Below are 25,913 nucleotides of genomic sequence, written 5' to 3' on the forward strand. Positions count from 1 at the left end.
CATGGCGGGCAACTCGCAGCGCAAGGGCGCGATCAAGAAGACGGGCAAGGGCAACCCCACGGCGGGGTCCGGCGGGCGCGTGCGCCGCGGCCTCGAGGGCAAGGGCCCGACCCCCCGGGCCGAGGACCGGCCCTACCACAAGGCCCACAAGACGAAGAACGCCGCGCAGCGCTCCTCGACCCCGGGTCGTCCGGCCCAGCGGCGCCGCGGCAGCAGCGACGCCGAGTGGATCGCCGGGCGCAACTCGGTGGTCGAGGCGCTGCGCGAGGGCGTGCCCGCCACGGCGCTCTACGTCGCCGAGGGCGCCGAGCGCGACGGCCGGCTGCGCGAGGCGTTCGGGCTCGCCGCCGACCGGGGCATGGCCATCGCCGAGGTCTCGCGCACCGAGCTCGACCGGCTCACCGGTGGTGCGGTCCACCAGGGCATGGCGGCGCGGATCCCGTCGTACGAGTACGCCCACCCCGACGACCTGCTCGACCGCGCCGACGAGATGGGGGAGCCGCCGCTCATCGTCGCGCTCGACTCCGTCACCGACCCCCGCAACCTGGGCGCGGTCATCCGCTCGGCCTCGGGCTTCGGCGCCCACGGCGTGCTGATCCCCGAGCGCCGGGCCGCGGGCATGACCGCCTCGGCGTGGAAGACCTCGGCCGGGGCGGCCGCCCGCATCCCGGTCGCGCAGACCGTGAACCTGAACCGCCAGCTGAAGGCCTACGCCGACGCGGGCCTGATGATCGTCGGCCTGGCCGCCGACGGCGACGTCTCGCTGCCCGACCTCGAGCTGGGCGACGGTCCGCTGGTGGTCGTCGTCGGCTCCGAGGGCGCGGGGCTGTCGCGGCTCGTCAAGGAGCACTGCGACCAGCTGGTCTCGATCCCCATGGCGGGCGACCTCGAGTCGCTCAACGCCGGCGTCGCGGCCTCGGTCGCCCTCTACGCGGTGAGCCAGGCGCGGGCCACGGCGTGACCCCGAGCTCGGCCGCGTCCCCCCGGCGGTGGTGGCGGCGCCCGGGCGCGGTCGCGGCCGTCGTGGTGGCCGTCGCCACCTGGGCGGTGGTGTCCGTGGTGGTCGGCGTGCTGCTGTTCCTGGCGAGCAGCCGCGAGACGGTCATCGCGGGCCACGACGCCGTCGTGTCCCCCACGTTCGACCCGTACGCCGTGATCCGTCCGGGTGCGCTGCTCCCGGACGTGCGGGTGCCGGTCGACAGCCGGGTCGGCGTCGACGTCGAGCTCGGCAAGACCGAGGTGGGCTCGACCGACGAGCTGGTGCAGCGCTACGCCTTCATCGCCTCGCAGCCGGAGGGCCAGGTGGAGAAGGTCACGGGCCTCGTCACCGACATGGCGCTCTCGGCCGCGTTGCGGGGCGTCGTGCTGGGCGCCGTCCCGGTCGCGCTGTGGCTGCTGCTGGGGCCGGCACGACGGCGCCAGCTGCTGCGCGGCGCCGCGAGCTGGCGGGGCGTCGCGGTCGTGGCCGCCGGCGCGACGGGCGTCGTGCTCCTCGTGCAGCCGTGGGACCCCGAGACCACGACGACCGCGCAGACCCAGGACGAGGTCGGCACCTGGCAGGGCCTCGGCGACTTCCTCGGCGCGGCCGTGCCGCTGCCGGAGGAGGCCCGGGCGGTCGAGGTCCGGCAGGACGCCGTGACCGCCCAGACCCGGCGGCTGGTGGAGAGCGCGATCTCCACCTACGAGGGCTCGCTGGAGTTCTACTCCGCCGCGGCCGAGGCGGCCGCCGACCTCGAGGTGCGCCAGCCCCAGGAGGACGAGACGGTCGTCGTGCTCGTCACCGACCGCCACGACAACATCGGCATGGACCCGGTGGCCCGCGCGATCGCCGACGCCGGCGGCGCCACGGCCGTGTTCGACGCCGGTGACGACACCTCGACGGGCCAGCCGTGGGAGGCGTTCAGCCTCGACTCGCTGCAGTCGGCGTTCGGCGACCTGGAGCGCTACTCCATCACCGGCAACCACGACAACGGCGACTTCGTCGGCGACTACCTGGCCGACGCCGGGTGGGAGCGCCCGGTCGACGGCGAGGTCGTCGAGGGCCCCGGCGGGGCGACCCTGCTGGGGGTCGACGACCCGCGCTCCAGCGGCCTGGGCAACTGGCGCGACGAGACGGGCCTCAGCTTCGGCGAGGTGCGCGACCTCGTCACGGAGGCGGCCTGCGACGCCGACGAGCGCGTCGCGACCCTGCTCGTGCACGACGCCGCGCTCGGCCGTGACGCGCTGGCGGAGGGGTGCGTCGACCTGGTCGTCGGCGGCCACATCCACGTCCGCTCCGGCCCGAGCGCGGTCGAGGGCGAGAACGGCGAGGTGGGCTACACCTACACGAGCGGCACGACGGGGGGCGCGGCGTACGCGATCGCGGTCGGCAGCAAGCCCCGCCGGCCCGCGGAGACCACCCTCATCACCTACCGCGACGGCCGCCCCGTCGGCCTGCAGTGGGTCGTGCTGCAGACCAACGGCCGCTTCGACGTGGGGGAGTACGTCGAGCTCGACTACGCGCCGACCACGACCGGCGCCGACGGCGAGCCGACGGACGTCCCGACCACGGCGCCGGAGCAGCCCGCGGCCCCCGAGGACACCGCCGGCCCCACCGACGACGGGGCGCCTGCGGACGAGGGCGCGCCGGCGGACGACGGCGGCCCCACGGGCTGAGCCCGGCCGGCGCGTGGCTCAGAAGTAGTCGCGCACGTGCACCTGGCGCCCGCCGAACCAGGCGCCGAGCAGCGCGTCGTACGTCCCCGGGCCCTCGAGGTGCCCGGCCACCCGCAGGTTCGCGGGGCCCTGGGTGCCGGCGTACAGCAGCGAGAGTCCGGCGACGCTCAGCACGGGCGCGGTCGTCGACGTCGTCGGCTCGACCTCCGCGACGCCGTCGACCACGCGCAGCCGCCACGTGCCGTCGACGAGGCCGAGCAGGTCGCCCGCCACCGTGAAGGTGGCCTCGCCGTCGACGGCGAAGGTGCGGGGGACGAGCGCGCCGGGCACGTCGAGCAGCCGCAGCATGTAGGGGTGGCTCTCGACGCGCTGCCACGCCAGCGACGGCAGCACGAGCCGCGCGGTGTCCGGGTCGGAGGTGTGGAGCCGGACCCGGCCCGTGACCGACGAGAACGAGCCGATGACGCGCCACAGGGCGCGCGCCGCGTCGGGCGTGAGGGCGACGAGGTCCTCGACCTCCAGCAGTCGGTCGGGGCCGTAGCCGGTGCCGCGCTCCCACGCGGCGTAGCCCACGACACGGGGCCCGTCGGGGCCGTCGGTCTCGGCGAGGGTCACGCCGGTGACCTCGTCGATCAGGGTCTCGTCCGCGAAGAGCGGGCCGCGCCGCGTCAGGGGGCCGTTCTGCAGGGACGCCCACGCGTCGTACGTCGCGGTGAGGGCCGGCAGGTCCGCCGGCCGGGCCCGGCGCACGGTGACCGCGGGCGCGGGACGCACGCCGGCGAGGTCCGCGGCGGGCAGCTCGACGGTGTCGAAGGAGGTGACGAGCTCGTAGCCGAACTTGCGGTAGATGCCCGGCGCCGTCGGGAAGAGCGTGCTGACCGCGGCCCCGGCGGCCGCCGCCTCGCCCAGCGAGCGGCGGAGGAGCTCGGTGAGGTGCCCGCGGCCCCGGTGCTCGGCGGCGACGACGACGCCCGCGAAGCCGCAGGTCGGCACGGCGGCGCCGCCCCACCACGACGTGTAGTCGTGGGTGCGGACCCGCGCCACCATCCGCGGGCTGCCGTCGGCGGGGTCGGGGTCGGCGGCGTCGAAGGTGGCCCACATGCCGACGCCGTCGGGCCAGCTGCCGGGGGCGGGCATCGGCGGCGGGGTGGCGCCCGGCGGCGTCGAGCCGAACGCCTCGGCGCCGAGGGCGCGGGAGGCGGCGGTGACCGCCTCGGGGTCGTCGGGACCGAGGCGCCGCACGTCGAGGCTCATGCGGGCAACCTACGGGGCGCCGGCGGCCTCGCTCGACTCGATTTCCGTCGCGGTGACGGCCTCCTCGGGGCGCCGGGCGAGCACCGTGTCGATGTAGTCGCGGGCCGTGGCGAAGATGTCGACCTCGTGGCCGGCCTGCTCGGAGAGGTACCACCGGTGCTCGAGCACCTCGTGGAACACCTCGGCCGGCTCGAGCTTGCCGCGGATGTCCGGCGGGATCATCGCCACGAGCGGCTCGTAGACGTCGTTGAGCCACTTGTGGGCCACGAGGCTGCGGTCGGTGCCGCCGAGGCCGAAGTGGGCGGTGAAGGCCGCGATGTCGTTGAGCAGGCGGCGGGCCTGGGCGTCCTCGACGGCCAGCCCGGTGAGGGCCTGCAGCTCGCGGCGGTGGTGGCCGGCCTCGACGACGCGCGGCTGGATCCGCACCTGGTCGCCGTCGTAGTCGGTGACGATGTCGAGCTCCTCCACGTCGAACCCGAGGGCGTTGAGCCGCTCGACCCGCTGCTCGATGCGCCACATCTCGTCGGTGCCGAACTCCTCCTCGCCGGTCAGCTCGTTCCACAGGGCGTCGTAGCGCTCCTGCAGCATCGTCACCACGCTGCGCGGCTGGAAGTCGGCGGCCAGCGAGCCGGCGGCCTGGAGGTCCATGAGCTCGGCGAAGACGTTCTGGCAGCCCACCTCCACGTCGTACTCCCGCAGGCGGGGGGAGAGCGGCGAGCGCCACTCGCCGGTCTCGGCGTCCACCAGGTACGCCGCGAACCCGCCGGCGTCGCGGCGGAAGAGCACGTTGGAGAGCGAGACGTCGCCCCAGTAGAAGTCCTGCAGGTGCAGCCGCACGAGCAGCACGACGAGGGCGTCGACGAGGGAGGGGACGTCGTCGGTGCTGGCGCCGTGGGAGAACAGGCTGCGGTAGGGCAGCGAGAAGCGCAGGTGGCGGGTCAGCAGGGCCGCGGGCAGCGGCTGGCCGTCGGCGCCCGTGCGGCCGGTGACGACGGCCTCGGGGCGCACCGAGGGCAGGCCGGCGCGGCGCAGGTCGCGCAGCAGGCGGTGCTCGCGGAACGCGAGGGGCTCCTGGGTCTCCTTGACCGCGTACGTCGCGGGCGGGCGGCCGCCGCGCCCGGGCAGCTGCACGATGCGCACGACGTGGCGCGACAGGCCGCGGGGGAGCGGGACGACGTGCTCGGTCCACTCCTCGAGCGGGGTGGACCACGGCAGGCCGACCAGCGCCGGGTCGGGCCGGTTGGCGACGATGCGCAGTGCCATGGCAGAACCTCCGCGGGCGACCCTACGCCAGGTGCGCCGCGACGGGTGGTGCGTCGCGGCGGGGGCCGCCGGGGTCGCCGTGTGACGCGTGCCGCAGTCGACCCGGCGCCGGAATGCGCCCGGGGCGGTACGCCGTTCCAGCCCCCCGTGGACCTCTTCACCCCCGTCGCCCTCGGCGAGCTGCGGCTCGCCAACCGCGTGGCCATGGCGCCCCTGACCCGCATGCGTGCCGGCGCCTCCGGCGTGCCCGACGAGCTGCTCGTCGAGCACTACGCGCAGCGCGCCGGTCTCGGGCTCGTCGTCACCGAGGGCACCTACCCCCGGCACGAGTCGCAGGCGTTCGTCGGCCAGCCCGGCATCGTCACCGACGAGCAGCAGGCCGGCTGGGCGCGGGTGGCCGACGCGGTGCACGAGCGCGGCGGCACGATCGTCATGCAGGTGATGCACGGCGGGCGCGTCACCCACCCCGACGTCAACGGCGGCCGTCGCGTCGAGGCGCCCAGCGCCGTCGCGATCCAGGGCTCGGTGCACACCGAGAAGGGCAAGCAGCCCTACCCGGTGCCGCACGCCCTCACCGTCGCCGAGGCCCACGAGGTCCGCGACGACTTCGTGGCCGCCGCCCGCCGCGCCGTGGCCGCCGGCCTCGACGGGGTCGAGGTGCACGGCGCCAACGGCTACCTGCTGCACGAGTTCCTCTCGCCGGCGGCGAACGTCCGCGACGACCAGTACGGCGGCTCGCCCGAGAACCGCGCCCGCTTCGTCGTCGAGGTGGTCACCGCCGTCGCCGAGGCCGTCGGGGCCGGGCGCGTCGGGCTGCGGATCTCGCCCGAGCACGGCATCCAGGACGCCCTCGAGCCGGACCGCGCGGACGTGCTCGCGACGTACGGCGCGCTGCTCGACCAGTTGCGCCCGCTCGGCCTGGCCTACCTGTCGGTGCTGCACCGCGAGCCCGCGGGCGACCTGGTGCAGGAGCTGCGCCGCCGCTTCGACGGCCCGCTCATGGCGAACAGCGGCTTCGGGACGGTGACCACCCGCGCCGAGGCCCTCGAGCTCGTCGAGGCCGCCCACGCCGACGTCGTCGCCGTCGGCCGCGCCGCCATCGCCAACCCCGACCTCGTGGAGCGTTGGCGCCACGAGCACCCGGAGAACGAGCCCGACGCGTCGACGTTCTACGCCGGCGGCGCGCGGGGCTACACCGACTACCCGACGCTGAGCGCCTGAGGTGGCGGCCGCGCCCCCGTTCCTAGGATCGGGGGCGTGACCGACATCGAGGTGAGGACGCTCGTCGACGCCCCGGCCGCGGTCGTGTTCGACCTCGAGCTGGACGTCGACGTGCACGCCGCGTCGCTGGCCGGCAGCGAGGAACGGGCGACGACCAGCAGCGGGAGCCGCCGGCTCGGGCTCGGCGACGAGGTCACGTTCCGCGCGCGCCACCTCGGGCTGGTGTGGACCCTGACGAGCCGTGTCACGGCTCTCGACCGCCCGCACCGCTTCGTCGACGAGCAGGTGCGCGGCCCGTTCCGGGCGATGCGCCACGAGCACGAGTTCCACGAGCGTGGGGCCGGACGGACCGAGATGGTCGACCGCATGACGTTCACCGCGCCGCTGGGGCCCGTCGGCGCGGTCGTCGCACGGGCGGTGCTCGCGCCGTACCTGCGTCGGCTGCTGCGCCAGCGCGCGGCGTACGTGCAGCAGGTGGCGGAGCGCTCCGCCCGCGGTGGGTGAGGTGGCTGCGCTTAGCCGGTGGTCGAGGTGGCCGCGCGGGTCCGGTGGTCGAGGTGGCCGCGCTGGTTCGGTGGTCGAGGTGGCCGCGCGGGTTCGGTGGTCGAGGTGGCCGCGCCAGCGGCCCTCGAAACCACGGCCGGGGTCGCGAGTGCGCGCGAGCGCGTGCAGCTCATCAGTTCCGGCGGGTGAACCTGAGCTTCCCGGTGCCGAGCCTCTCGGTGAGGTACGTCGGGTCGTGCGCGACGCGGTGGTGGCGCCAGCAGAGCAGCCGTCCGCGGGCCACCGAGGTCTTGCCGCCGCGTGACCACGGATCGTCGTGGTGGGCCTCGCAGCGGTGCGGCGGGGCGTCACATCCTTCGGCGGTGCAGCCCTTGTCGCGCAGGATCAGTGCGATGCGCTGGGGCTTGTTGTGGAACCGCGCGGAACGCCCCAGGTCCAGAAGCTCGCTCTTGGTGCCCAGCACAGCCGGGGCCAGGTCCGCGCTGCACGCCAGCCGCCGGGCCTCGCCCGGGGAGATGCGGTGACCGGTGTCGAGGGATGCGGCCGCGAGTCCACCGGTCAGGGTGTCGACCTGCATGGTCACCACCACCGTCGCGCCCGCACCGGCCGCGTCGGGCAGGTCGGCGTCACGCATCCGCTCGATGAGCTCGACGAACGCGAGGCCGCGCCTCTCCCACACCGGCCGGACGTCGGCGAAGTCAGCAGCGTCAGCAGCAGGGTCAACGCGGAGGTGGTTACGACGCGGCGAAGCGATGGCGTCGAGCATCTTGGCGAACATCGCGCCGTGCATCTCCGGCACCGTGAACCGGCCGTGCACACAGCCCTGCCCGTCCTCGCGCATCGTCAGCCGGACCTTCGCAGCCGCCTCGCGCTCCTCCTTCGCCAGCAGCCCCGCCTCACGCGCCTCACCCACGGCGGGGGCGACGATGTCGAGGATCCGTCGCCCCAGCACCCGCAGGTCCTTGGCGTCGTGGTCGGCGGCAAACCCGACCAGGGCTCGTTCCGCGTCAGCGAGCACCCCGGGGTCGACCGACCCTGTCGGCCCGTCATCGAGATCGTCCAGGGCGCGCGCGGCCACCTCGGCCTGCCCGGGTGACACCTCGCCGGAGGAACAGGCGGCGGCGAGGGCGTCGTACCGCTCGTCGGTGGCGATCGCGACGCGGACGCGGCGGTGGGCCTCCGCGCGCGTCACGTGTGTGGCGTTCGCGAGCCACACCGCGGTCGACGGGGCGCCGGTCTCGTCCTCGACCCGCACCTCGGTGGCGTGGGCAAGCAGCCGCGACTGGAGTGCGGCGAGGCGGTTCGCGGCTCGTTCGAGCTCGACGAGCGCGGCGCCGGTCTCGGTCGGGCCGAGGGCTAGGAGACCGAGGTCGAAGCCGTCGTCGAGGTCCTCGTGCAGGCGCGCGGCGACCCCGGTGATGGGGTGCAGCGCCGTCTCGGTCATGAGTCCATCACACCAGCGACCACCGACATTCTCGGCCGCGGTCGACAGTTCTCCACAGAACGAGTTTGCGCAGGTCAGCGGGCGTCTGGTGCCCGGCCGCCGGCGTGCCAGACGTGGTTTCGAGGGCCGCTGGCGCGGCCACCTCAACCACCGCGTCGAGCGCGGCCACCTCAACCACCGCGTCGAGCGCGGCCACCTCAACCACCGGACCGGCGCGGCCACCTCGACCACCGGACCGGCGCGGCCACCTGAACCACCGGACCGGCGCGGCCACCTCGACCACCAGACCGGCGCGGCCACCTCGACCACCGGACTGGCGCGGCCACCTCAACCACCGGACCGGGCGCGGCCACCTCGACCACCGACACGACGGGGGCGAGGGTAGGGCGTGGAGCCGGTGACAGGATTCGAACCCGCGACATCTTCTTTACAAGAGAAGCGCTCTACCGACTGAGCTACACCGGCGCGGCCGGACGCGGGGCGGCCGGGACGCGCGGCCATCGTAGGGGGTCGCGCGTCCCGGCCCGGTCGGGGCCTCAGGCGGGGTCGGTGATCTCGCCGTGCACGTCGGCGTGGGGGACGGTGGGGATGGTGCCGAGCCGGCCCTTGCCGAAGTCCTCGAACGCCTGGACCACCTCGGCGCGGGTGTTCATCACGAACGGGCCCATCCAAACGACGGGCTCGCGGATCGGCTCGCCGCCGAGCACGACGACCTCGAGCGCGTCGTGCCGCGACTCCTGGGTCCGGTCGGCGCCGACGGTCACGGTCTCGCCGTGGCCGAGCACGGCGAGCTGGCCGCTGCGCAGGGGACGCCGCGAGCCCGAGACGTAGCCGTCGCCGCTCAGCACGTAGACCAGCGCGTTGAAGTCGGTGCGCCACGGCAGCACGAGCTCGGCGCCGGGCGTGACGGTCGCGTGGACCATCGCCATGGGCGTGCGGGTGCTGCCCGGGCCCCGGATGCCGTCGACCTCGCCGGCGATGACCCGGATGAGCGCGCCGGCGTCGGGGGAGGTGCCCAGCCCGACCTCGCTGGCCCGCAGGTCCTGGTAGTGCGGCGGGAGCCACTTGTCGGCGCGCGGCAGGTTCACCCACAGCTGCAGGCCGTGGAACAGCCCGCCGCGGGCGACGAGCCACTCCGGGGGCGCCTCGAGGTGCAGGAGGCCGGAGCCGGCGGTCATCCACTGGGTGTCGCCGTCGGTGATGGACCCGCCGCCACCGTGGCTGTCCTGGTGGTCCATGACCCCGTCGATCATGTAGGTGACCGTCTCGAACCCGCGGTGGGGGTGCCAGGGCGTGCCCTTGGGCTCGCCGGGGGCGTACTCCACCTCGCCCATCTGGTCGAGGTGGATGAACGGGTCGAGCATCCGGGCGTCGACGCCGGCGAACGCGCGCCGCACGGGGAAGCCCTCGCCCTCGTAGCCCCGCGGGGCCGTCGTCACCTTCACCACGGCGCGGTCCTCCGCGCCGGGCAGGGCGGCGACGGTGCGGGGGAGGACGGTCCAGTCGGGAACGGTCACAGCAGGCATCGGGAGCCTCCTCGTCGGTCTAGTTGAAAGATGAACTAGATCCGCGTCGGCGGCATTCCCGACGCCCGGTCACCGCAGCTGGCGGGCGGTGAAGCGCTCGGGCGGGTTCGCGATCGACGCCTGCGCGCCGACGAGCTGGATCTCGCGCGTGCCCGCCGCGATGGTCGCCTCCAGGATGCTGAACACCGACGACGTCGTGCGCTCCAGCGCCACCTGCGGCGAGCCGGTGGTGCGCAGGTGCGCGAGGTAGAGCGCCGACGTGACGTCGCCGCACCCGTTCGGCGTGATCGGCAGCTGCGGGGTCGTCACCGCCCAGGCACCGTCGTCGGAGACCGCGACGACCTCGAGCGAGCCGGCCGGCGTGGCGTCGGTGATGACGCTCGTGACCAGCACGTCGCGGGGTCCGCGGTCGCGCACGCTGTCGACCGCGTCGAGCACCTCGGCCTCCGTGCGCGTCGTCGTGCCGGCGAGGAAGTCGAGCTCGAAGTGGTTCGGGGTCAGCACGTCGGCGTGCGGGACCACGTGGTCGCGCATGAACTCGGGGATGCCCGGCCGCACGAACATGCCGCGACCCACGTCGCCCATCACCGGGTCGCAGCAGTAGACGGCGCGGGGGTTGAGCTCCTTCACCCGGGCGACCGCGTCGAGCACGACGGCGCCCACCTCCTCGGCGCCCTGGTAGCCGGACAGCACCGCGTCCGCGGTCGCCAGCACGCTCACCGGCTTCCCGTCGGACCCGGGCACCTCGCGCTCGCCGATGCCCCGGATGACGTCCGCGACGTCCGCGGGGGCGAGCAGCGGGCCGCGCCACGCGCCGTACCCCGTGTGGTTGGAGAAGTGCACGGTGAGCACGGGCCACACCTCGTGGCCGAGGCGCTGCAGCGGGAAGGTGGCCGCCGAGTTGCCCACGTGCCCGTAGGCGACCGACGACTGGATCGACAGGATCTTCACGGGCGCGATCCTCCCACGGCGCGCCTCAGGCCACCTGCAGCGAGCGCTTCGCGAGCCCCATCCAGTAGCCGTCGATGCGCTGGTCGGACGGCTCGTCGGCCCGCAGGGCGGCGCCGAGGGCCACGAACAGCGGCGTGTAGTGCTCCACCGTCGGGTGGGCGTAGGGCATGCCGGGCGCCTTCGAGCGGTACGCCGCGAGCTCGTCCACGTCGCCCCGGGCCAGGGCGTCGGCGGCCCACAGGTCGAAGTCGACCGACCAGCCCGGTGCCTGCGCGTCGATGCTGAAGTCGCGCAGGAACGGCAGGCCGTGGGTGAGGAACCCGGAGGCGACGATCATCACGCCCTCGTCCCGCAGCGGGCGCAGGCGCTCGCCCAGGGCGAGCAGCCGGTAGGGGTCGTCGGTCGGCAGGGACATCTGCAGGACGGGGATGTCAGCGTCGGGGTACATGATCTTCAGCGGCACCCACGCCCCGTGGTCGAGGCCGCGGGAGGCGTGCTGGTGCACGGGCTGGGTGCGCGGCATCATCGCGGCCACCCGGGCGGCGAGGGCCGTGGCGTCCGGCGTCGCGTAGGTCATCCGGTAGAAGCGCGGGTGGAAGCCGCCGAAGTCGTAGACCAGGGGAGCGCCCGACGCGGTCAGGCTGACCGGCGCCGACTCCCAGTGCGCGCTCACGACGAGGATCGCGGTGGGACGCGGCAGCTCCTGCGCCCAGGTCGCCAGCTGCCCCGACCACATCGGGTCGTCGAGCAGCGGGGGCGCGCCGTGCCCGATGTAGAGGGCGGGCATCCGGTCGGCGGTCGTGGTCATGGGGGCTCCTCCTGGGTCGGGGGAAGCCTAGGCCGATTCGCTTGAACCTTCAAGTGTCAGCGGTGGGTAGGGTGCGCCCGTGACCGACGGACCCTGGCTCGACGACGCCGAGATGGAGGCGTGGCTGGCGCTCGTCGGCGTGCTCCTGCGGCTGGGCCCCGCGCTCGACTCGCAGGTGCAGGGCGACTCCGGGATGACGCACTTCGACTACCAGGTGCTGGCGATGCTGTCGGACGTGCCCGAGCGGCGCCTGCCGATGAGCGAGCTGGCCGTGCAGGTCAACGCCTCGCTCTCGCGGCTCTCCCACGTCGTGAAGAAGCTCGAGGCCCGCGGCTGGCTCGCCCGCACGCCGAGCCCGGTCAGCCGTCGGGTCACCGAGTGCTCGCTCACCGCGGAGGGGTACGACGTGCTCGTCGCCGCCGCGCCTGGCCACGTCCGTGCGGTGCGCCAGCTCGTCTTCGACGGCCTGGCGCCCGAGCAGGTGGACCAGCTCGCGGCGATCGCCGGCACCATCCGGGCCAACCTCGACGCCTCGGGGCTCACCACCCTCGAGGGCTGAGCGCGACGGCCCGGACGCCGCAGCCTCAGGCCGGCAGGCGCCAGTCGACGGGCTCGCCGCCCTGCTCGCGCAGCAGCGCGTCGACCTTGCTGAACGGCTTCGAGCCGAAGAAGCCCCGGCTCGCCGAGAGCGGGGAGGGGTGGGGGGAGGCGACGGACGGCACGTCCCCGAGGTGGGGCGCGAGCCCCTGGGCGTCGCGTCCCCACAGCACGGCGACGCGGGGGCCACCCCGCCGTACCCACGCCGTGATGGCGGTCGCCGTCACGTGCTCCCAGCCCTTCCCGCGGTGCGACGCCGAGGCGCCCGGGCGCACCGTGAGGCAGCGGTTGAGCAGCATGACGCCCTGGTCGGCCCACGCCGTGAGGTCGCCGTGGTCGGGCGTCGGCACACCGAGGTCGTCGCGCAGCTCGCGGTAGATGTTCTCCAGGCTGCGCGGCACCGGCCGCACGTCGGGGGCCACCGCGAACGACAGCCCGATCGGGTGCCCCGGGGTGGGGTAGGGGTCCTGGCCGACGACCAGCACGCGCACGTCGGCGAAGGGACGCTGGAAGGCCCGGAAGACGGCGTCGCCCGCCGGCAGGTAGGGCCGCCCGGCGGCGAGCTCCTCGCGCAGGAACGCGCCCATCGCCGCGATGCGCTCGTCGATCGCCGGGTCGACCCCGCGCAGGGCCTCGGCCCAGTCGGGGGCGACGAGGCCCTTCTCCACCAGTGCGTCCAGGCTGCCCACGGGGCCATCGTGCCCGGTCGCGCGGAACGCCCCGTCAGCGGCCGCTGCCGGGTCCGCTGCCAGGTCCGCCGCCGCGCACGGGCCGGGACAGCCGGTCGAGGAACGCCGACAGCAGCGCCTCGCGCAGGGCGGGGGAGGCGACGTCGAGGAGCGCGTTGACCTCGCCCATCCGCTCCGGCAGCGCGAGCCCGCCGTCCGCGTCGGCCCCCATGCCGACCGCGGCGAGCAGCCCGTCGAGCGCGGCGTCGTCGAGCGTCGCGGGGTCGAGCGCCTGCACGAACCCGACCACGTCCGCGTCGAGCGCGACCGGCCCCGCGGCCCGCGCGGCCTCGACGGCGCGCCGCAGGGCGACGAGCAGCCCCGCGACGTCGGTGGCGGCGCTGAGGGAGAGGTGGAGCGTCGGCGGCTGCCCGGCGTACGACAGCTGCGGCTGCGCCAGCCAGCCGTCGACCGCGAGCTCGTCGGCGACCGTGAAGACGTCGCAGGAGCCGTCGGCGGCCACGGCGACGAGGGTCGAGTCGGGCGCGGCGACGAGGTCGAGCCCGGGGAGGTCGGCGAGGCCGGCGACGAGCCGGTCGACGCCGTCGAGCACCGTGCGGGTCAGCTCGAGGTAGCCGGCGTCGCCGATGGTGCGCAGCACCGCCCACGCCCCGGCGAGCGGGCCGCCCGACTTCGTCGACTGCATCGTGGTGTTGAGCATCGTGTAGCCCGGCCAGTCCGCCTCCGCGAAGAACTGCGGCCGGCGCAGGCCGGCGTCGCGGTGGAGCAGCACCGAGGTGCCCTTGGGGGCGTAGGCGTACTTGTGGAGGTCCACCGAGATGCTCGTGACGCCCGGCACCGCGAAGGTCCAGGGCGGCACGGCGCGGCCCAGGCGCGCGGCGTACGGCAGCACCCACCCGCCGATGCAGGCGTCGACGTGGCAGCGCACGCCGTGCTCCGCCGCGATCGCGGCCACCTCCGCGACGGGGTCGACGACCCCGTGGGCGTACGACGGGGCGCTCACCGCCACCAGCACCGTGCGGTCGGCGTCGGCCGCGACCGCCGCCCGCGTGGCGGCGACGTCGGCGCGGAAGTCGGGACCGACGGGCACGACCACGGTCTCGACGCCGAAGTAGTGCGCCGCCTTGTGGAACGCGGCGTGGATCGTCGACGGCACGACCATCCGGGGCCGCAGCCCGGCCGCGGCGAGGTCGGGCCGGGCGTCGCGGGCGGCCTGCACGGCGAGCAGCACCGACTCGGTGCCGCCCGAGGTGACGGTGCCGACGGCCGACGCCGGCGCGTCCAGCAGGTCGCAGGTGGCGCCGACGACCTCGTTCTCCATCACCAGCACGCTGGGGAACGCGGTCGGGTCGAGGCCGTTGGTCGCCGCGTACGCCGCGACCGCGGCCCGCGCGACGCGGTCGACCTCGGGCAGGCCGGCGTCGTACACGTAGGCCAGCGTCCGGCCGCCGTGCGTCGGCAGGTCACCGCGCTGCAGCTCCTCGAGGCGGGCGAGGACGGGGTGCTGGTGCTCGCTCATGCCGGCTCCGTCCGGTCGGGGGTCCCGGTCGCGTGCCCGGTCGCGTCCGCGACGGTCGAGGCGTCGAGGGCGTAGCGGCCCAGCCACAGCAGGCTGAGCAGCACGAGCGCGGCGGGCACGAGGGAGAACCCGAGCGCGATGGCGGTGACGGCGGAGTCCGGCTGCGCCGACGCGCCCCCGGTGCTCGACACGTAGCCCCCCAGCGCGAGCGCGACGCCGAAGACGCCGGGGCCCAGGGCCAGGCCGACGGTCTCGCCCGCGGTCCACACGCCGGTGTAGACGCCGGCCCGGTTCTCGCCGGTGCGGCGCGCGTCGACCGCCGCGGCGTCCGGCAGCATCGCCAGCGGGAAGACCTGGGTGCCGGCGTACCCGACGCCGACCACGGCGACGGCGAGCGCGACGACGACCAGCGGTGCCACGAGCGCGCTCGCGGTCGCGGCGGCGCCCGCGGCCAGCACGAGCGAGGCGACGACGAACCCGCGCTGCTTGCCCACCCGCTCGCCGTACCGCGTCCACACCGGGGTCAGCACCAGGGCCGGGCCGACGAAGCAGACGAACAGGGGCGTGGAGAGCGACGCGTCGTCGAGCACGTGGCGGGCGAGGTAGTCGACGCCGGCGAGCATGGTGCCGACGGCGAGGGCCTGCACGACGTACGTCGAGAGCAGCAGCCGGAAGTCGCGGGCGCGGGACACGACGCGCAGCTGGTCGCGCAGGCTGCCGGCCCCCGCGGCGGGCGCGAGGACGGGGGCGCGGCGCGTGCCGACGTACGCCCCGACCACGCCGACCGCGATGATGACGGCGATCGTCAGGCCCATGGCGCGGTAGCCGTCGCGCCCGCCCACGGCGTCGCGGATCGCCGGCGCGCTGGCCCCCGCCACGAGGATCGTGAGGGCGAGGATCGCGACGCGCCACGTCATCAGGCGGGTGCGCTCGTCGTAGGAGTCGGTGATCTCCGCGGGCATGGCGACGTAGGGCACCTGGAAGAACGCGTACGCCGTCGCGCAGCCCAGGAACGCCACCAGCACCCACGCCGCCTCGAGCCACTGCGTCTCGAGACCGGGGGAGGCGAAGACGAGCGCGAAGAGCGCGGCCAGGGGGAGCCCGGCGCGCAGCAGCCACGGCCGGCGGGGCCCGCGGGGGTCGCGCGTGCGGTCGGTGATCCGTCCGGCCACCGGGTTGACGACGACGTCCCACGCCTTGGGGGCGACGACCAGGATGCCCGCCCACAGGGCGGCGACGCCCAGCTCGTCGGTCAGGTAGGGCAGCAGCATGAGGCCCGGCACCGTGCCGAACGCGCCGGTGGCGACCGAGCCGCTGCCGTACCCGAGGCGGACCGAGCGGGGCAGCGCGCTGGTGGCGGGGGAGGGGGCCGGGCGCTCAGCCGAACGCACGCGACGCCGCCGATCCGTAGCGGCGGCTGGGGTTGGAACCGATCCGGTCGGCGCGGGGCGGGGTCGGCGGGGCCGCGCCCGGGCGCGGTGTCGACCACCGGTCGACCCACTCGTCGATGGAGCGCCAGGTGGTCCCGCGGGCGGCGCGGCCGGTGAGCATGCCGAGGTGCCCGCCGGGCACGACCTCGAACTGCACCTCCTCGGCCCCGGTCAGCAGCTCGGTCAGCGGCTTGACGGCGCTGACCGGCGCGATGCCGTCGGTCGCGCCGGCGAACACCAGCACGGGGCAGGTGATGTCGGCGACCCGGATCTCGCGCGGGCCGTCGGGGGTGTCGAGCGGGAAGGTGCCGCTGAGCAGGGCGTTGCCGCGGTACATGCGGTGGTAGAGCTGCCCGAACGACCGGCCGGGGTAGGCGATCATCCCGGCCGTGAACGCGTTGACGGCCTCGACCTGCGCCAGGAAGTCGGCGTCGTCGAGGTTGGCCGCGAGCGCGAGGGGCTTGGTCACCAGCTTCTGGAAGGCGCTGAGCTGGAAGGCCCACCGCACGAGCGGGCGGGGCGCGCCGCCCATGGTCTGGTAGACCCGCGTGACCGCGCGCAGCTGCGGCGGCAGCACGTCGAGGTTGAGCAGCGGGCGCAGCGGGGCGATGAGCGGCACCTTGCTGAGGTCGAAGGGCGAGCCCACCACGGTGAGGGAGGCGACCGGCAGGTCGGCGTCGCCGGCGAGCGTCAGGGCCGCGAAGATCCCGCCGAGGCTCCAGCCGACGACGTGCACGGGGCGACCGCCGGAGTGCCGCGCGACCTCCCGGATCGCGGTCGGCACCACCTCGGAGATCCAGTGCTCCATGCCGAGGTTGCGGTCGCGGAACGACACCTGGCCGTACTCGACGAGGTACGTCGGACGCCCCTGCGCCACGAGGTGCTCGACCAGCGAGCAGCCCCGCCGCAGGTCGAAGCAGCTCGCCGGTGCCGCGAGCGGCGTGACCAGCAGGACGGGGTCGCCGGTCTCGGGGACCGAGGGGTCCGGGCGGTAGTGGTAGACCTCGCGCAGCTGACCGTCGTCGATGAGCACCCGCGGCATCTTGCGCAGGTCGGCGAGCCCGCCGTAGAGCACCTTGTGCGCCACGTTGCCGGTGGCCGAGATGACCTGGTCGGGCTTCGGGAGGAGGTCCATGGGGGGCAAGGTACCTCCGGTCCACGGGCCCGGGGGAGGGTTCGTTACCCACCGGTCACCTCGCCCGGCGCGGTCCGTGACGCCACGGCGGCGGCGCGCTCGACCGCGAGCGGTTCCCGCCGGCGTGACCGGGGGTGGGGCAAGGTGGCTGGATGAGGTGGACATCCCTGGCCGGTCTGGGTGCCGCGGCCGTCGGCGCCGTCGCCGTGCGCGACGCGACCCAGAAGAAGCACGCGATCCTGCGCAACTACCCCGTCGTGGGCCACGCCCGCTTCCTGGTGGAGCGCTTCGGCCCCGAGCTGCGGCAGTACATCGTGTCGTCCAACGACGAGGAGCGGCCGTTCAGCCGCGACCAGCGCCGTTGGGTCTACGCGAGCTCGAAGCTCGAGAACGCCTACGTCGGGTTCGGCACCGACAACGACGTCGAGAACACCGCCGGCTACCCGGTCGTCAAGCACCGCACCTTCGCCGGCAGCGGACCCGGCACGCACCCCCACAGCGAGGAGGGCGTGCCGCTGCCCGGCCTCAAGGTGCTGGGTGGGCCGCGGGGACGCCGTCACGCCTTCGTCCCGCCGTCGATCGTCAACGTCTCGGGGATGAGCTTCGGCTCGCTGTCCCACGCGGCGATCACGGCGCTCAACCAGGGCGTCGCCGCCGCCGGGGCGTGGCAGAACACCGGCGAGGGCGGGCTCTCGACGTACCACCGCGCCGGGGGTGACCTCGTCTTCCAGATCGGTACGGCGTACTTCGGCTGCCGGGACGAGCAGGGTCGGTTCGACCTCGACCGGCTCGTGGACCTGGTGGCGTCCGCGCCCGTGCGGGCCATCGAGATCAAGCTGTCCCAGGGCGCGAAGCCCGGCCTCGGCGGGCTGCTGCCGGGCGCGAAGGTGTCGCCGGAGATCGCCGAGGTGCGGGGCATCCCCGTCGGCGTCGACTGCGCCTCGCCGAGTCGGCACACCGCCTTCGACAGCGTGGACTCGATGCTCGACTTCGTCGAGCGCGTCGCGGACGCCACCGGGCTGCCGGTCGGCATCAAGTCGGCGGTGGGCAACCTCGACTTCTGGGACGAGCTCGTCGAGCAGATGGCGGGGGGCGAGCGGGGCGTCGACTTCGTCAACATCGACGGCGGCGAGGGCGGCACCGGCGCGGCGCCGCTCATCTTCTCCGACGCGGTGGCCTACCCCTTCCGGATCGGCTTCGCCGAGGTGCGCAAGCGCTTCGACGCCGCCGGGCTGGGGGACCGCGTGACGTTCCTCGGGGCCGGGAAGCTCGGCATCCCGGAGAACGCCGTGGTCGCCTTCGCGCTCGGCGTCGACGTCATCAGCGTGGGTCGCGAGGCCATGCTCGCGCTCGGCTGCATCCAGGCGCAGAAGTGCCACACCGACCGCTGCCCCGTGGGGATCGCGACGCAGGACCCGCGCTACGTGCGCGGCCTCGACGTGCCGTCGAAGGCGGAGCGGGTCACCAACTACCTCGTCTCGCTGCGCCGCGACCTGCTCAAGGTCGCCGAGGCCGTGGGCGTCGACCACCCGGCGCTCATCACGGTCGACGACGTCGACGTGGTCGACGGCGTGACGGACCGGCGCAGCCTGCGCGACGTGTACGGCTACTGAGCCGGCGCGGGGGAGCGGGCCGTCCCGCCCGTCAGGACTTGCGGGCGGGGCGGACCGTCTTGCCGTGGTCGGGGCGCGTGGCCGACAGCTCCTCGAGGAAGCGCGCGGCCCAGAACGCCACGTCCTTCTCCGTCACCGTCTTGCGCATCGCCTTCATGCGGCGGCTGCGGTCCTTCGGGTCCGCCTGGTGCGCGGCCAGGAGTGCCTGCTTCATGCCGTTGATGTCGTAGGGGTTCACCAGCCACGCCTGGCGCAGCTCCTCCGCCGCGCCCGCGAACTCCGAGAGCACGAGCGCCCCGTCGTTGTCGTAGCGGCACGCGACGTACTCCTTGGCCACGAGGTTCATCCCGTCGCGGTACGGCGTCACCACCATGACGTCGGCCGCCCGGTAGAGCGCGGCCATCTCCTCGCGCGGGTAGGAGGAGTGGAGGTAGGAGATGACGGGGCGCCCGATGCGCCCGAGGTCGCCGTTGATGCGGCCCACGAGTCGGTCGATGTCGTCGCGGAGGATCCGGTACTGCTCGACCCGCTCGCGCGACGGCGTCGCCACCTGCACGAACACGGCGTCCTCGACGCCGAAGTGGCCGTCGGCGACGAGCTCGGAGAAGGCGCGCAGCCGGGCGTAGATGCCCTTGGTGTAGTCGAGCCGGTCGATGCCGAGGAAGATCTTGCCGGGGTTGCCGAGCGCCTCCCGGATCGCGCGGGCGCGCCGGTCGACGTCCTCGGAGCGGGCCAGCTCCTCGAAGCCCGCGGCGTCGATGCTGATGGGGAACGCGGCCGCCTTCACCATCCGCCCGTCGGGCAGGTAGACCATGTCGCGGTGCGTCTTGTGGCCCACGCGCTGGCGCACGAGGCGGATGAAGTTCTGCGCCGCGCCGGGCAGCTGGAAGCCGACGAGGTCCGCGCCCAGGAGCCCCTCGAGGATCTGGCGGCGCCACGGCAGCTGCTGGAACAGCTCGGTCGGGGGGAACGGGATGTGCAGGTAGAACCCGATCCGCAGGTCGGGACGCAGGTCGCGCAGCATCTGCGGCACGAGCTGCAGCTGGTAGTCCTGCACCCACACCGTGGCGCCCTCGGCCGCGATCTCCGCGGCCCGCGCGGCGAAGCGCTCGTTGACCCGCACGTAGCTGTCGAACCACTCGCGGTGGAACTCGGGCTTGGCGACGACGTCGTGGTAGAGCGGCCACAGCGTGCTGTTGGAGAAGCCCTCGTAGAACTCGACGACCTCCTCGGCGCTCAGGCCGACCGGGACGAGCTGCAGGCCGTCCTCGACGAACGGCTCGAGGTCGCTGTCCCCGCTGCCGCCGGGCCAGCCGATCCACGCGCCGTCGTTGGCGCGCATGACGGGCTCGAGCGCGCTGACCAGGCCGCCCGGCGAGCGACGCCAGCCGACGGAGCCGTCGGGGTTGGTCGTGCGGTCGACGGGGAGTCGGTTGGCGACGATGACGAGGTCTGCCGTGCCGGTGGGAGCCACGTCGATCACCCTAGTGGGACGAGGGGCGCGGGCCACCCGGCGTACCCGGCGTGCCGCACGACGACGCACCGCGCGCGTGAATGACACCGTTGTCGTTCGTCACCTACCATGGCCGAGGTCGCGCGTCACCGCGCGCGTGACCCGCGCCCCGGTGGGGCGCACCGCCGCCCGTCCCCTGCACCAGGAGCTGTTCATGGATGCCGCGAACGCCGTCTCCCCGGACGCACGGAGCACCCCCGACGTCGACGCCCTGTCGGAGCGCGACCTCGAGATCCTCGAGTTCGAGCGCCACTGGTGGAAGTACGCCGGGGCCAAGGAGCAGGCGGTCCGGGACAAGTTCCAGATGAGCTCGACGCGCTACTACCAGGTGCTCAACGCCCTCATCGACAAGCCGGAGGCGCTCGCGGCCGACCCGCTGCTGGTCCGCCGCCTGCGTCGTCTGCGCGCCGCACGCCAGCGCCAGCGCTCCGCCCGCCGCCTCGGCTTCGACGCCTGAGCGCCGTGAGCACCCGTCGCGACGACCGCGGGGCGGCCTACCCCGCCCCCCTCGTCATGCTGAGCGTCATCGCCGTCGCCATGGCCGGCCTCGCCTTCGCCCTCACCGGCGGGGACGACCGGGACGAGGAGGTCGTGACGGCCGCGCAGCCGGCCGCCACCTCCGAGGCCACCCCCACCGAGACCGCCACGAGCGCCCCGGCCCCGCCCCCCGCGCCGGAGCCGCCGCCGGTCGACCGCGCGCAGGTCGTCGTCGAGGTCTTCAACAACTCGGGCATCCGGGGCCTCGCCTCGCGCACCGGTGACGAGGCCGCCGCCGCGGGCTGGCAGGTCGTCGGCTCGGACAACTGGGTCGGGACGATCCCGGCCTCGACCGTCTACTTCCCCGACCGCCTCGAGCGCGAGGCGCAGCTGCTCGCGGAGGACCTCGGGATCGCCCGTCTCATGCCGGCCGTCGACCCCATGCGGGGCGACCGGCTCACGGTCATCCTCACGGCCGACCGCGCCTGACCGGTCGCCCGCGGGATGTGACGCGGGACCGGTCGCGACGGATGCCCGCGGGGGTGCCGATCCGTGGTCCACTGTTCGTCATGGAGTTCTCCTCCCCGAGCGCCGAGCGGCACTACGCCGCGGTGGTGAAGGTGGCGGCCTCGACCGTGGTCGCGCTCGACTTCGACGGCACCCTCTCGCCGATCGTCGACGACCCCGCGACGGCCCACATCCACGACGACGCCCCCGGTGTGCTCGTCGACCTCGCGGTGCACGTGCGCGCCCTCGCCGTGGTGACGGGCCGCCCCGCGCGCCAGGTGCTGGCCCTCGGCGGCCTCGACGAGGTGGGCGAGCTCGTGCACGACGCGGGCAGCGACCTCTACGTCTTCGGGCAGTACGGCAACGAGCGCTGGGACACCCAGGACCGTCGCGTCCGCTCTCCCCGCCCGCCGCACGGGCTCTCGACCTTCCTCGCCGGCCTGCCGAAGGTGCTGCGCACCGCGGACGCCGTGGACGCGTACGTCGAGGAGAAGGGCCTGGCGATCGCGGTCCACACGCGCCGCCTCGCCGACCCCCAGGGTGCCTTCGAGCGCCTGATGCCGCTCGTCTCCGAGCTGGCGGCCGCCAACGAGCTCGGCGTCGAGCCGGGCCGCTCGGTCATCGAGGTCCGCTCGCCCGGCATGCACAAGGGCGAGGCGGTGCGCACGCTGGTGCGCGAGACCCGCGCCGGCGGCTTCGTCTTCGCCGGCGACGACCTCGGCGACGTCGAGGCGTTCAAGGCCGTCGCGGACCTGCGCAGCCAGGGGATGCCCGCGCTGCTGGTCTGCTCCGCGTCGGACGAGCAGAGCGTGCTCGCCGACCTGGCCGACGTCGTCGTACCCGGCCCGGAGGGCGTGCTCGACCTGCTGCGCCGCCTCGCGTCCGACGCGGCGTCCGTCCGCGCCTGACGCTCCCCGCCCGACGCCCCCGCCGGACGTTCTCGTCCGACGTCCCTGCCGCGCCGTTGCGGGGCGGTCGACGGCCGCGTCCCAGTTGATGGACAGGCGTCCCACATGGCGGTACGACGATTCGCGCCCCGCTCGGGTCGCTCCCTACGCTGACGCCAGCTCATCGAGAGGGACTGAGGGAACGGCCCAGTGAAGTCCCGGCAACCGCCACGTCTCCCTGCCGGCCCCGTCGGCAGTCGTGGAAACGGTGCTAATTCCGGCCCACGGCGAGGGACGTCGCGGGGAAGATGAGAAGGAGGACTCATGAGCGCGTCCGTCGTCGAGACCGAGACCACCGCGGGCACCACGCCCGCCACCAGCCCCGCGCCCGGCGCCGGCGGCACCCCCGTCCTGCGTGAGGGCGCGTTCGGCAACGCCACCGCCCTCACCTGCCGCGAGTGCGGCCACGAGGTCGAGCTGGGCCCGTCGTACGCCTGTCCGGAGTGCTTCGGCCCCCTCGAGGTCGCCTACGACTTCCCCGCGGTGACGCGCGAGCAGATCGAGGCCGGCCCCCGCAACATCTGGCGCTACCAGGCGCTGCTGCCGGTGCCGACCGACATCGCGAGCAGCCCCAACACCGAGCCCGGCTTCACGCGACTGCTCGAGGCGCGCAACCTGGCCGCGACGCTGGGCCTGGAGAAGCTCTGGGTCAAGGACGACTCCACCAACCCGACCAACTCCTTCAAGGACAGGGTCGTGGCGTGCGCGCTCAGCGCCGCCCGCGAGCTCGGCAGCCGGGTCTTCGCCTGCCCCTCGACCGGCAACCTGGCCAACGCCGTCGCCGCCGCGGGCGCCCGCGCCGGCATCCGCACCGTCGTGTTCATCCCCAGCAACCTCGAGACGCCGAAGGTCGTGAACTCGGCCGTCTTCACCGACTCGCTGGTCGCCGTCGAGGGCAACTACGACGACGTCAACAAGCTGGCCTCCGAGATCGCGGGCGAGGAGGAGGGCTGGGCGTTCGTGAACGTCAACGTGCGCCCCTTCTACGCCGAGGGCTCGAAGACGCTGGGCTACGAGATCGCCGAGCAGCTCGGGTGGCGCCTGCCCGACCAGGTCGTCATCCCGGTCGCCTCGGGCTCGCAGCTGACGAAGGTGGACAAGGCGTTCCAGGAGCTGATCCAGCTCGGGCTCGTCGAGGACAAGCCGTACAAGATCTTCGGCGCCCAGGCCACGGGCTGCTCGCCCGTCGCCGCGGCGTTCAAGGACGGCAAGAAGGTCGTCCGCCCGGTCAAGCCCGACACCATCGCCAAGTCGCTGGCCATCGGCAACCCCGCCGACGGGCCGTACGTGCTCGACGTGTGCCGCCGCACCGGCGGCCTCGTGGAGGACGTCAGCGACGACGAGGTGCGCGAGGCCATCGTGCTGCTGGCCCGCACCGAGGGCATCTTCACCGAGACCGCGGGCGGCACGACCGTCGGCGTGCTGAAGAAGCTCGTCGAGACCGGCCAGCTCGACACCACCAAGGAGACGGTGGTCATCAACACCGGCCACGGCCTCAAGACGCTCGACGCCGTCGCGGGCGTCGTGGCCCCCGCCGCGACCATCGCGCCGAACTACGCCGCGTTCGTCGCCACCGGCCTGGTCTGAGCCACCCGACGACGAACCGCTCCGACGGCCCCGCCCCCGCGAGGGAGCGGGGCCGTCGTGCGTCCGCCCGCCGGCCCACCCGCCGGCCGGCCCGCCCGAACTGTCGGGGTGCGGGCACGCGGCGTTGGTGGGCAGTTCACCTCGCGCTCGTGCGCGTCGGGCATCAACGAGCGCATGTCTGCTTCGTCGAAGGTGCGCGCCGCGGTCGCGGTCGCGACTGCTGCCGGTGGTGTCGGGGTCGCGGTGGGGTACGGCGGGAGGTCCCTCCTGCGCCGCCAGGCCGCCACGGCTCGGCGCCTCATCGGCAAGCCGCTGGGGGAGCAGGCGCTGGACGCGGACAAGACCTACCGCAAGCGGTACGGCGGACGCCCCGTCGAGCTGCTCGTCCTCGGCGACTCCATCGCCGCCGGCCTCGGTGCCGAGACCCCCGGTGACACGTTCGGCGCCCGGGTCGCCAAGCACGTCGCGAGCGAGCTGGAGCGTCCGGTGCGGCTGCGCAGCGTCGCCCAGGTCGGGGCCGAGTCGAGCATGCTCGGCGACCAGCTGGCCGAGCTGCCGCCCGGCTACCGGGCCGACGTCGCCGTGCTCGTGGTCGGCGGCAACGACGTGACCCACCGCGTGCCCGTCGCGGACTCGGTGCGCCACCTGCGCGAGGCCATCGAGGCGCTCGGCGAGCGGGGCATCCCCGTCGTCGTCGGCACCTGCCCCGACCTCGGCGCCCTGCGCCCCGTGCCCCAGCCGCTGCGCTCGCTCGGCTCGCGGGCCTCGCGCCAGCTCGCCGCCGCCCAGCGAGCGGCCGCAGTCGCCGCCGGCGCCCGGGCGGTCTCCCTGGCCGACGTGGTCGGCCCGTTCTTCATCACCAACCCCGACGAGATGTTCAGCCTCGACCGGTTCCACCCGAGCGCGGCGGGCTACAAGCGCACGGCCAAGGCGGTGCTCCCGTCCGTGCTCGCTGCCCTGGGTCACCTCGACGAGGTGCCGTTCGGCCACCACGCGCCGGTCACCGCCCCGGTCGACCGCCCGGCGGACGAGGCCCCCGAGGCTGCCGCGGCTGCCGGCGCGTCCGGCGACCCGGCCGACGGGGGCGCGGAGGTCGACGCCACCGACGACGCCACCGACGACGCCACCCACGGGGCCACCGACGACGCCACCGCCGGGACCGACCCCCGCGAGGGCTGGGACGTCGACGACTGGGGGATCGACGACCAGGTCGTGGGCGGGAGCCGCGACCACGCGGAGGCGACCGGACCGGCGGGCTCCTCGGCCGCGTCCTAGGCTGCCGCGGTGACCGTCGACCGCCCCGCCGTACTGCTCGCCACCTTCCAGCTCGCGCCGGCCGGCGAGGCGGGCGGGGACCTCCTCCTCGCCGCCCTCGACGCGCGCGGCGTCGACGCCCGCTGGGCCGTGTGGGACGACCCGGCCGTCGACTGGGCCGCGGCCGACCTCGTCGCCGCGCGCTCGACGTGGGACTACCACCGCCGCCTGCCCGCCTTCCTCGAGTGGGCGCGCCGTACCGACGCGGCGACCCGCCTGCTCAACGGGGCAGGGACGTTCGCGTGGAACGCGGACAAGGCCTACCTGGTCGGCCTCGCCGACCTCGTGCCGACCGTGCCGACCCGTGCGCTCGACGACGCCACCCTGCGTCCCGCCCTGGCCGCGGCGACCGCGGACTGGGGGACGGTCGTCGTCAAGCCGGCCACCGGCGCCGGCGGGGTCGGCGTCGTCGTCGTGGACTCCGCCGAGGACCCGCGCCTCGAGGCGCTCACCGCCGGGCCGTGGGTCGCGCAGCCGCTGGTGGAGTCCGTGCGCACCGAGGGGGAGACCTCCGTGTTCGTCCTCGACGACCGCCCCGTCCTGCAGGTCGACAAGCTCCCCGCCGGGGGCGAGGTGCGCGTGCACGAGCAGTACGGCGGGACCTCCCACGCCGTGCCGCTCGCCGACGGGCCGAGCGAGGTGGCGCGGCGCGCCGTCGCCGCCGCGCAGCAGCTGCACGGCGTGCGGCTCGACTACGCCCGCGTCGACCTGCTGCGCCACGAGGGCGAGTGGGTGGTGAGCGAGCTGGAGCTGATCGAGCCCGGCCTCTACCTCGACGTCGCCCCCGAGATGGCCGAGCACTTCGCCGAGCTCGTCGCGCAGCGCCTCGGCTGAGCGCCCGTCTCCTTGCACTCTCGGGGGTCGAGTGCTAGACATTGGACTGGCACTCTCCTAGCGAGAGTGCCACCGAACGTGCACCACAACCTGGCTCGGTGGAGTCGAGGTCAGCAGCGACGGTG

General features: G+C 74.7%; 24 protein-coding genes, 1 tRNA gene and 1 riboswitch. Of the genes, 12 read left to right on the plus strand and 13 right to left on the minus strand.

All coding sequences use genetic code 11. The features are described from left to right. Position 1 precedes the first annotated feature (1 nt). Both rlmB and ACOACO_RS08435 read left to right on the plus strand, forming a co-directional pair. Complete coding sequence (gene rlmB, locus ACOACO_RS08430; protein ID WP_420295790.1) at positions 2-961, plus strand: 23S rRNA (guanosine(2251)-2'-O)-methyltransferase RlmB; 960 nt, start codon at positions 2-4, stop codon at positions 959-961. Further along, complete coding sequence (locus ACOACO_RS08435) at positions 958-2,655, plus strand: metallophosphoesterase (RefSeq protein ID WP_420295791.1); 1,698 nt, start codon at positions 958-960, stop codon at positions 2,653-2,655. The genes rlmB and ACOACO_RS08435 overlap by 4 nt, the downstream gene beginning before the upstream one ends. An 18-nt stretch (positions 2,656-2,673) precedes the next feature. Here the strand turns inward: ACOACO_RS08435 and ACOACO_RS08440 are convergent, their stop codons facing one another. Together ACOACO_RS08440 and ACOACO_RS08445 are read right to left on the minus strand one after the other, a co-directional pair. Then, positions 2,674-3,909 carry a GNAT family N-acetyltransferase gene (locus ACOACO_RS08440; protein ID WP_420295792.1) on the minus strand — a complete coding sequence of 412 codons (1,236 nt, stop codon included), beginning with the start codon at positions 3,907-3,909 and terminating at the stop codon, positions 2,674-2,676. Between the two features lie 9 nt (positions 3,910-3,918). Continuing rightward, complete coding sequence (locus tag ACOACO_RS08445; RefSeq protein ID WP_420295793.1) at positions 3,919-5,172, minus strand: DUF4032 domain-containing protein; 1,254 nt, start codon at positions 5,170-5,172, stop codon at positions 3,919-3,921. Between the two features lie 147 nt (positions 5,173-5,319). Between ACOACO_RS08445 and ACOACO_RS08450 the strand changes: the two genes are divergently transcribed. After that, the gene (locus ACOACO_RS08450; RefSeq protein ID WP_420295794.1) at positions 5,320-6,393 is read left to right on the plus strand and encodes an alkene reductase; all 1,074 of its coding nucleotides are present in this window, start codon (positions 5,320-5,322) and stop codon (positions 6,391-6,393) included. A gap of 36 nt (positions 6,394-6,429) precedes the next feature. After that, positions 6,430-6,897 carry an SRPBCC family protein gene (locus tag ACOACO_RS08455; RefSeq protein WP_420295795.1) on the plus strand — a complete coding sequence of 156 codons (468 nt, stop codon included), beginning with the start codon at positions 6,430-6,432 and terminating at the stop codon, positions 6,895-6,897. 172 nt (positions 6,898-7,069) lie between these two features. Here ACOACO_RS08455 and ACOACO_RS08460 read toward each other — a convergent pair whose 3' ends face one another. From ACOACO_RS08460 to ACOACO_RS08485, 6 genes are all read right to left on the minus strand, one after another. Next, a complete protein-coding gene (locus ACOACO_RS08460) occupies positions 7,070-8,341 on the minus strand; it encodes a DUF222 domain-containing protein (protein WP_420295796.1) in 1,272 nt (423 codons plus the stop codon). 7 nt (positions 8,342-8,348) lie between these two features. Beyond that, a complete protein-coding gene (locus ACOACO_RS08465) occupies positions 8,349-8,537 on the minus strand; it encodes a hypothetical protein (protein WP_420295797.1) in 189 nt (62 codons plus the stop codon). 193 nt (positions 8,538-8,730) lie between these two features. After that, positions 8,731-8,806, minus strand: a tRNA-Thr gene (locus tag ACOACO_RS08470). Between the two features lie 71 nt (positions 8,807-8,877). Then, entirely contained in the window at positions 8,878-9,867 is a 990-nt protein-coding gene (locus tag ACOACO_RS08475; protein WP_420295798.1) for a pirin family protein, read from the minus strand. A gap of 69 nt (positions 9,868-9,936) precedes the next feature. Continuing rightward, the gene (gene pdxY, locus ACOACO_RS08480) at positions 9,937-10,818 is read right to left on the minus strand and encodes a pyridoxal kinase PdxY (RefSeq protein WP_420295799.1); all 882 of its coding nucleotides are present in this window, start codon (positions 10,816-10,818) and stop codon (positions 9,937-9,939) included. 25 nt (positions 10,819-10,843) lie between these two features. Then, entirely contained in the window at positions 10,844-11,626 is a 783-nt protein-coding gene (locus ACOACO_RS08485) for a dioxygenase (protein WP_420295800.1), read from the minus strand. A gap of 79 nt (positions 11,627-11,705) precedes the next feature. On the opposite strand from ACOACO_RS08485, the gene ACOACO_RS08490 reads away from it, so the two are divergent. After that, a complete protein-coding gene (locus ACOACO_RS08490) occupies positions 11,706-12,185 on the plus strand; it encodes a MarR family winged helix-turn-helix transcriptional regulator (RefSeq protein ID WP_420295801.1) in 480 nt (159 codons plus the stop codon). 25 nt (positions 12,186-12,210) lie between these two features. Here ACOACO_RS08490 and ACOACO_RS08495 read toward each other — a convergent pair whose 3' ends face one another. Genes ACOACO_RS08495 through ACOACO_RS08510 form a run of 4 tightly spaced genes read right to left on the minus strand, consistent with a single transcriptional unit; the run spans position 12,211 to position 16,996 of the window. Then, positions 12,211-12,912 carry a uracil-DNA glycosylase gene (locus ACOACO_RS08495; protein WP_420295802.1) on the minus strand — a complete coding sequence of 234 codons (702 nt, stop codon included), beginning with the start codon at positions 12,910-12,912 and terminating at the stop codon, positions 12,211-12,213. Between the two features lie 34 nt (positions 12,913-12,946). After that, entirely contained in the window at positions 12,947-14,431 is a 1,485-nt protein-coding gene (locus ACOACO_RS08500; protein ID WP_420295803.1) for a pyridoxal phosphate-dependent decarboxylase family protein, read from the minus strand. Further along, positions 14,428-15,822: an MFS transporter gene (locus ACOACO_RS08505; RefSeq protein WP_420295804.1), complete on the minus strand. Its 1,395-nt coding sequence runs from the start codon at positions 15,820-15,822 to the stop codon at positions 14,428-14,430. The genes ACOACO_RS08500 and ACOACO_RS08505 overlap by 4 nt, the downstream gene beginning before the upstream one ends. Next, on the minus strand, positions 15,809-16,996 hold the full coding sequence (locus ACOACO_RS08510) for an alpha/beta fold hydrolase (protein ID WP_420295805.1): 1,188 nt from the start codon (positions 16,994-16,996) through the stop codon (positions 15,809-15,811). The genes ACOACO_RS08505 and ACOACO_RS08510 overlap by 14 nt, the downstream gene beginning before the upstream one ends. Before the next feature lie 152 nt (positions 16,997-17,148). Here ACOACO_RS08510 and ACOACO_RS08515 point away from each other — a divergent pair, with 152 nt between their 5' ends. Beyond that, the gene (locus tag ACOACO_RS08515) at positions 17,149-18,609 is read left to right on the plus strand and encodes a glutamate synthase-related protein (RefSeq protein WP_420295806.1); all 1,461 of its coding nucleotides are present in this window, start codon (positions 17,149-17,151) and stop codon (positions 18,607-18,609) included. 31 nt (positions 18,610-18,640) lie between these two features. Here the strand turns inward: ACOACO_RS08515 and ACOACO_RS08520 are convergent, their stop codons facing one another. Continuing rightward, positions 18,641-20,083, minus strand: a complete 1,443-nt coding sequence (locus ACOACO_RS08520) for an alpha,alpha-trehalose-phosphate synthase (UDP-forming) (RefSeq protein WP_420295807.1) — start codon at positions 20,081-20,083, stop codon at positions 18,641-18,643. Between the two features lie 193 nt (positions 20,084-20,276). On the opposite strand from ACOACO_RS08520, the gene ACOACO_RS08525 reads away from it, so the two are divergent. The 6 genes from ACOACO_RS08525 (at position 20,277) to ACOACO_RS08550 (ending at position 25,788) form a co-directional block, all read left to right on the plus strand. Continuing rightward, positions 20,277-20,579, plus strand: a complete 303-nt coding sequence (locus ACOACO_RS08525) for a DUF3263 domain-containing protein (RefSeq protein ID WP_420295808.1) — start codon at positions 20,277-20,279, stop codon at positions 20,577-20,579. A 5-nt stretch (positions 20,580-20,584) separates the two neighbouring features. Beyond that, positions 20,585-21,088, plus strand: coding sequence for a LytR C-terminal domain-containing protein (locus ACOACO_RS08530; RefSeq protein ID WP_420295809.1), 504 nt, complete (start codon positions 20,585-20,587; stop codon positions 21,086-21,088). A gap of 80 nt (positions 21,089-21,168) precedes the next feature. Next, positions 21,169-22,014, plus strand: a complete 846-nt coding sequence (gene otsB, locus ACOACO_RS08535) for a trehalose-phosphatase (RefSeq protein WP_420295810.1) — start codon at positions 21,169-21,171, stop codon at positions 22,012-22,014. 157 nt (positions 22,015-22,171) lie between these two features. Continuing rightward, positions 22,172-22,308, plus strand: a riboswitch (SAM riboswitch). A gap of 9 nt (positions 22,309-22,317) precedes the next feature. After that, positions 22,318-23,640, plus strand: a complete 1,323-nt coding sequence (gene thrC, locus ACOACO_RS08540; protein WP_420295811.1) for a threonine synthase — start codon at positions 22,318-22,320, stop codon at positions 23,638-23,640. A gap of 174 nt (positions 23,641-23,814) precedes the next feature. Next, positions 23,815-24,915 carry an SGNH/GDSL hydrolase family protein gene (locus ACOACO_RS08545; protein WP_420295812.1) on the plus strand — a complete coding sequence of 367 codons (1,101 nt, stop codon included), beginning with the start codon at positions 23,815-23,817 and terminating at the stop codon, positions 24,913-24,915. Between the two features lie 9 nt (positions 24,916-24,924). Next, positions 24,925-25,788 carry an ATP-grasp domain-containing protein gene (locus ACOACO_RS08550; RefSeq protein ID WP_420295813.1) on the plus strand — a complete coding sequence of 288 codons (864 nt, stop codon included), beginning with the start codon at positions 24,925-24,927 and terminating at the stop codon, positions 25,786-25,788. Positions 25,789-25,913: the final 125 nt, after the last annotated feature.

This window comes from Nocardioides sp. CPCC 205120 (assembly GCF_048654585.1).
Classification (GTDB): domain Bacteria; phylum Actinomycetota; class Actinomycetes; order Propionibacteriales; family Nocardioidaceae; genus Nocardioides.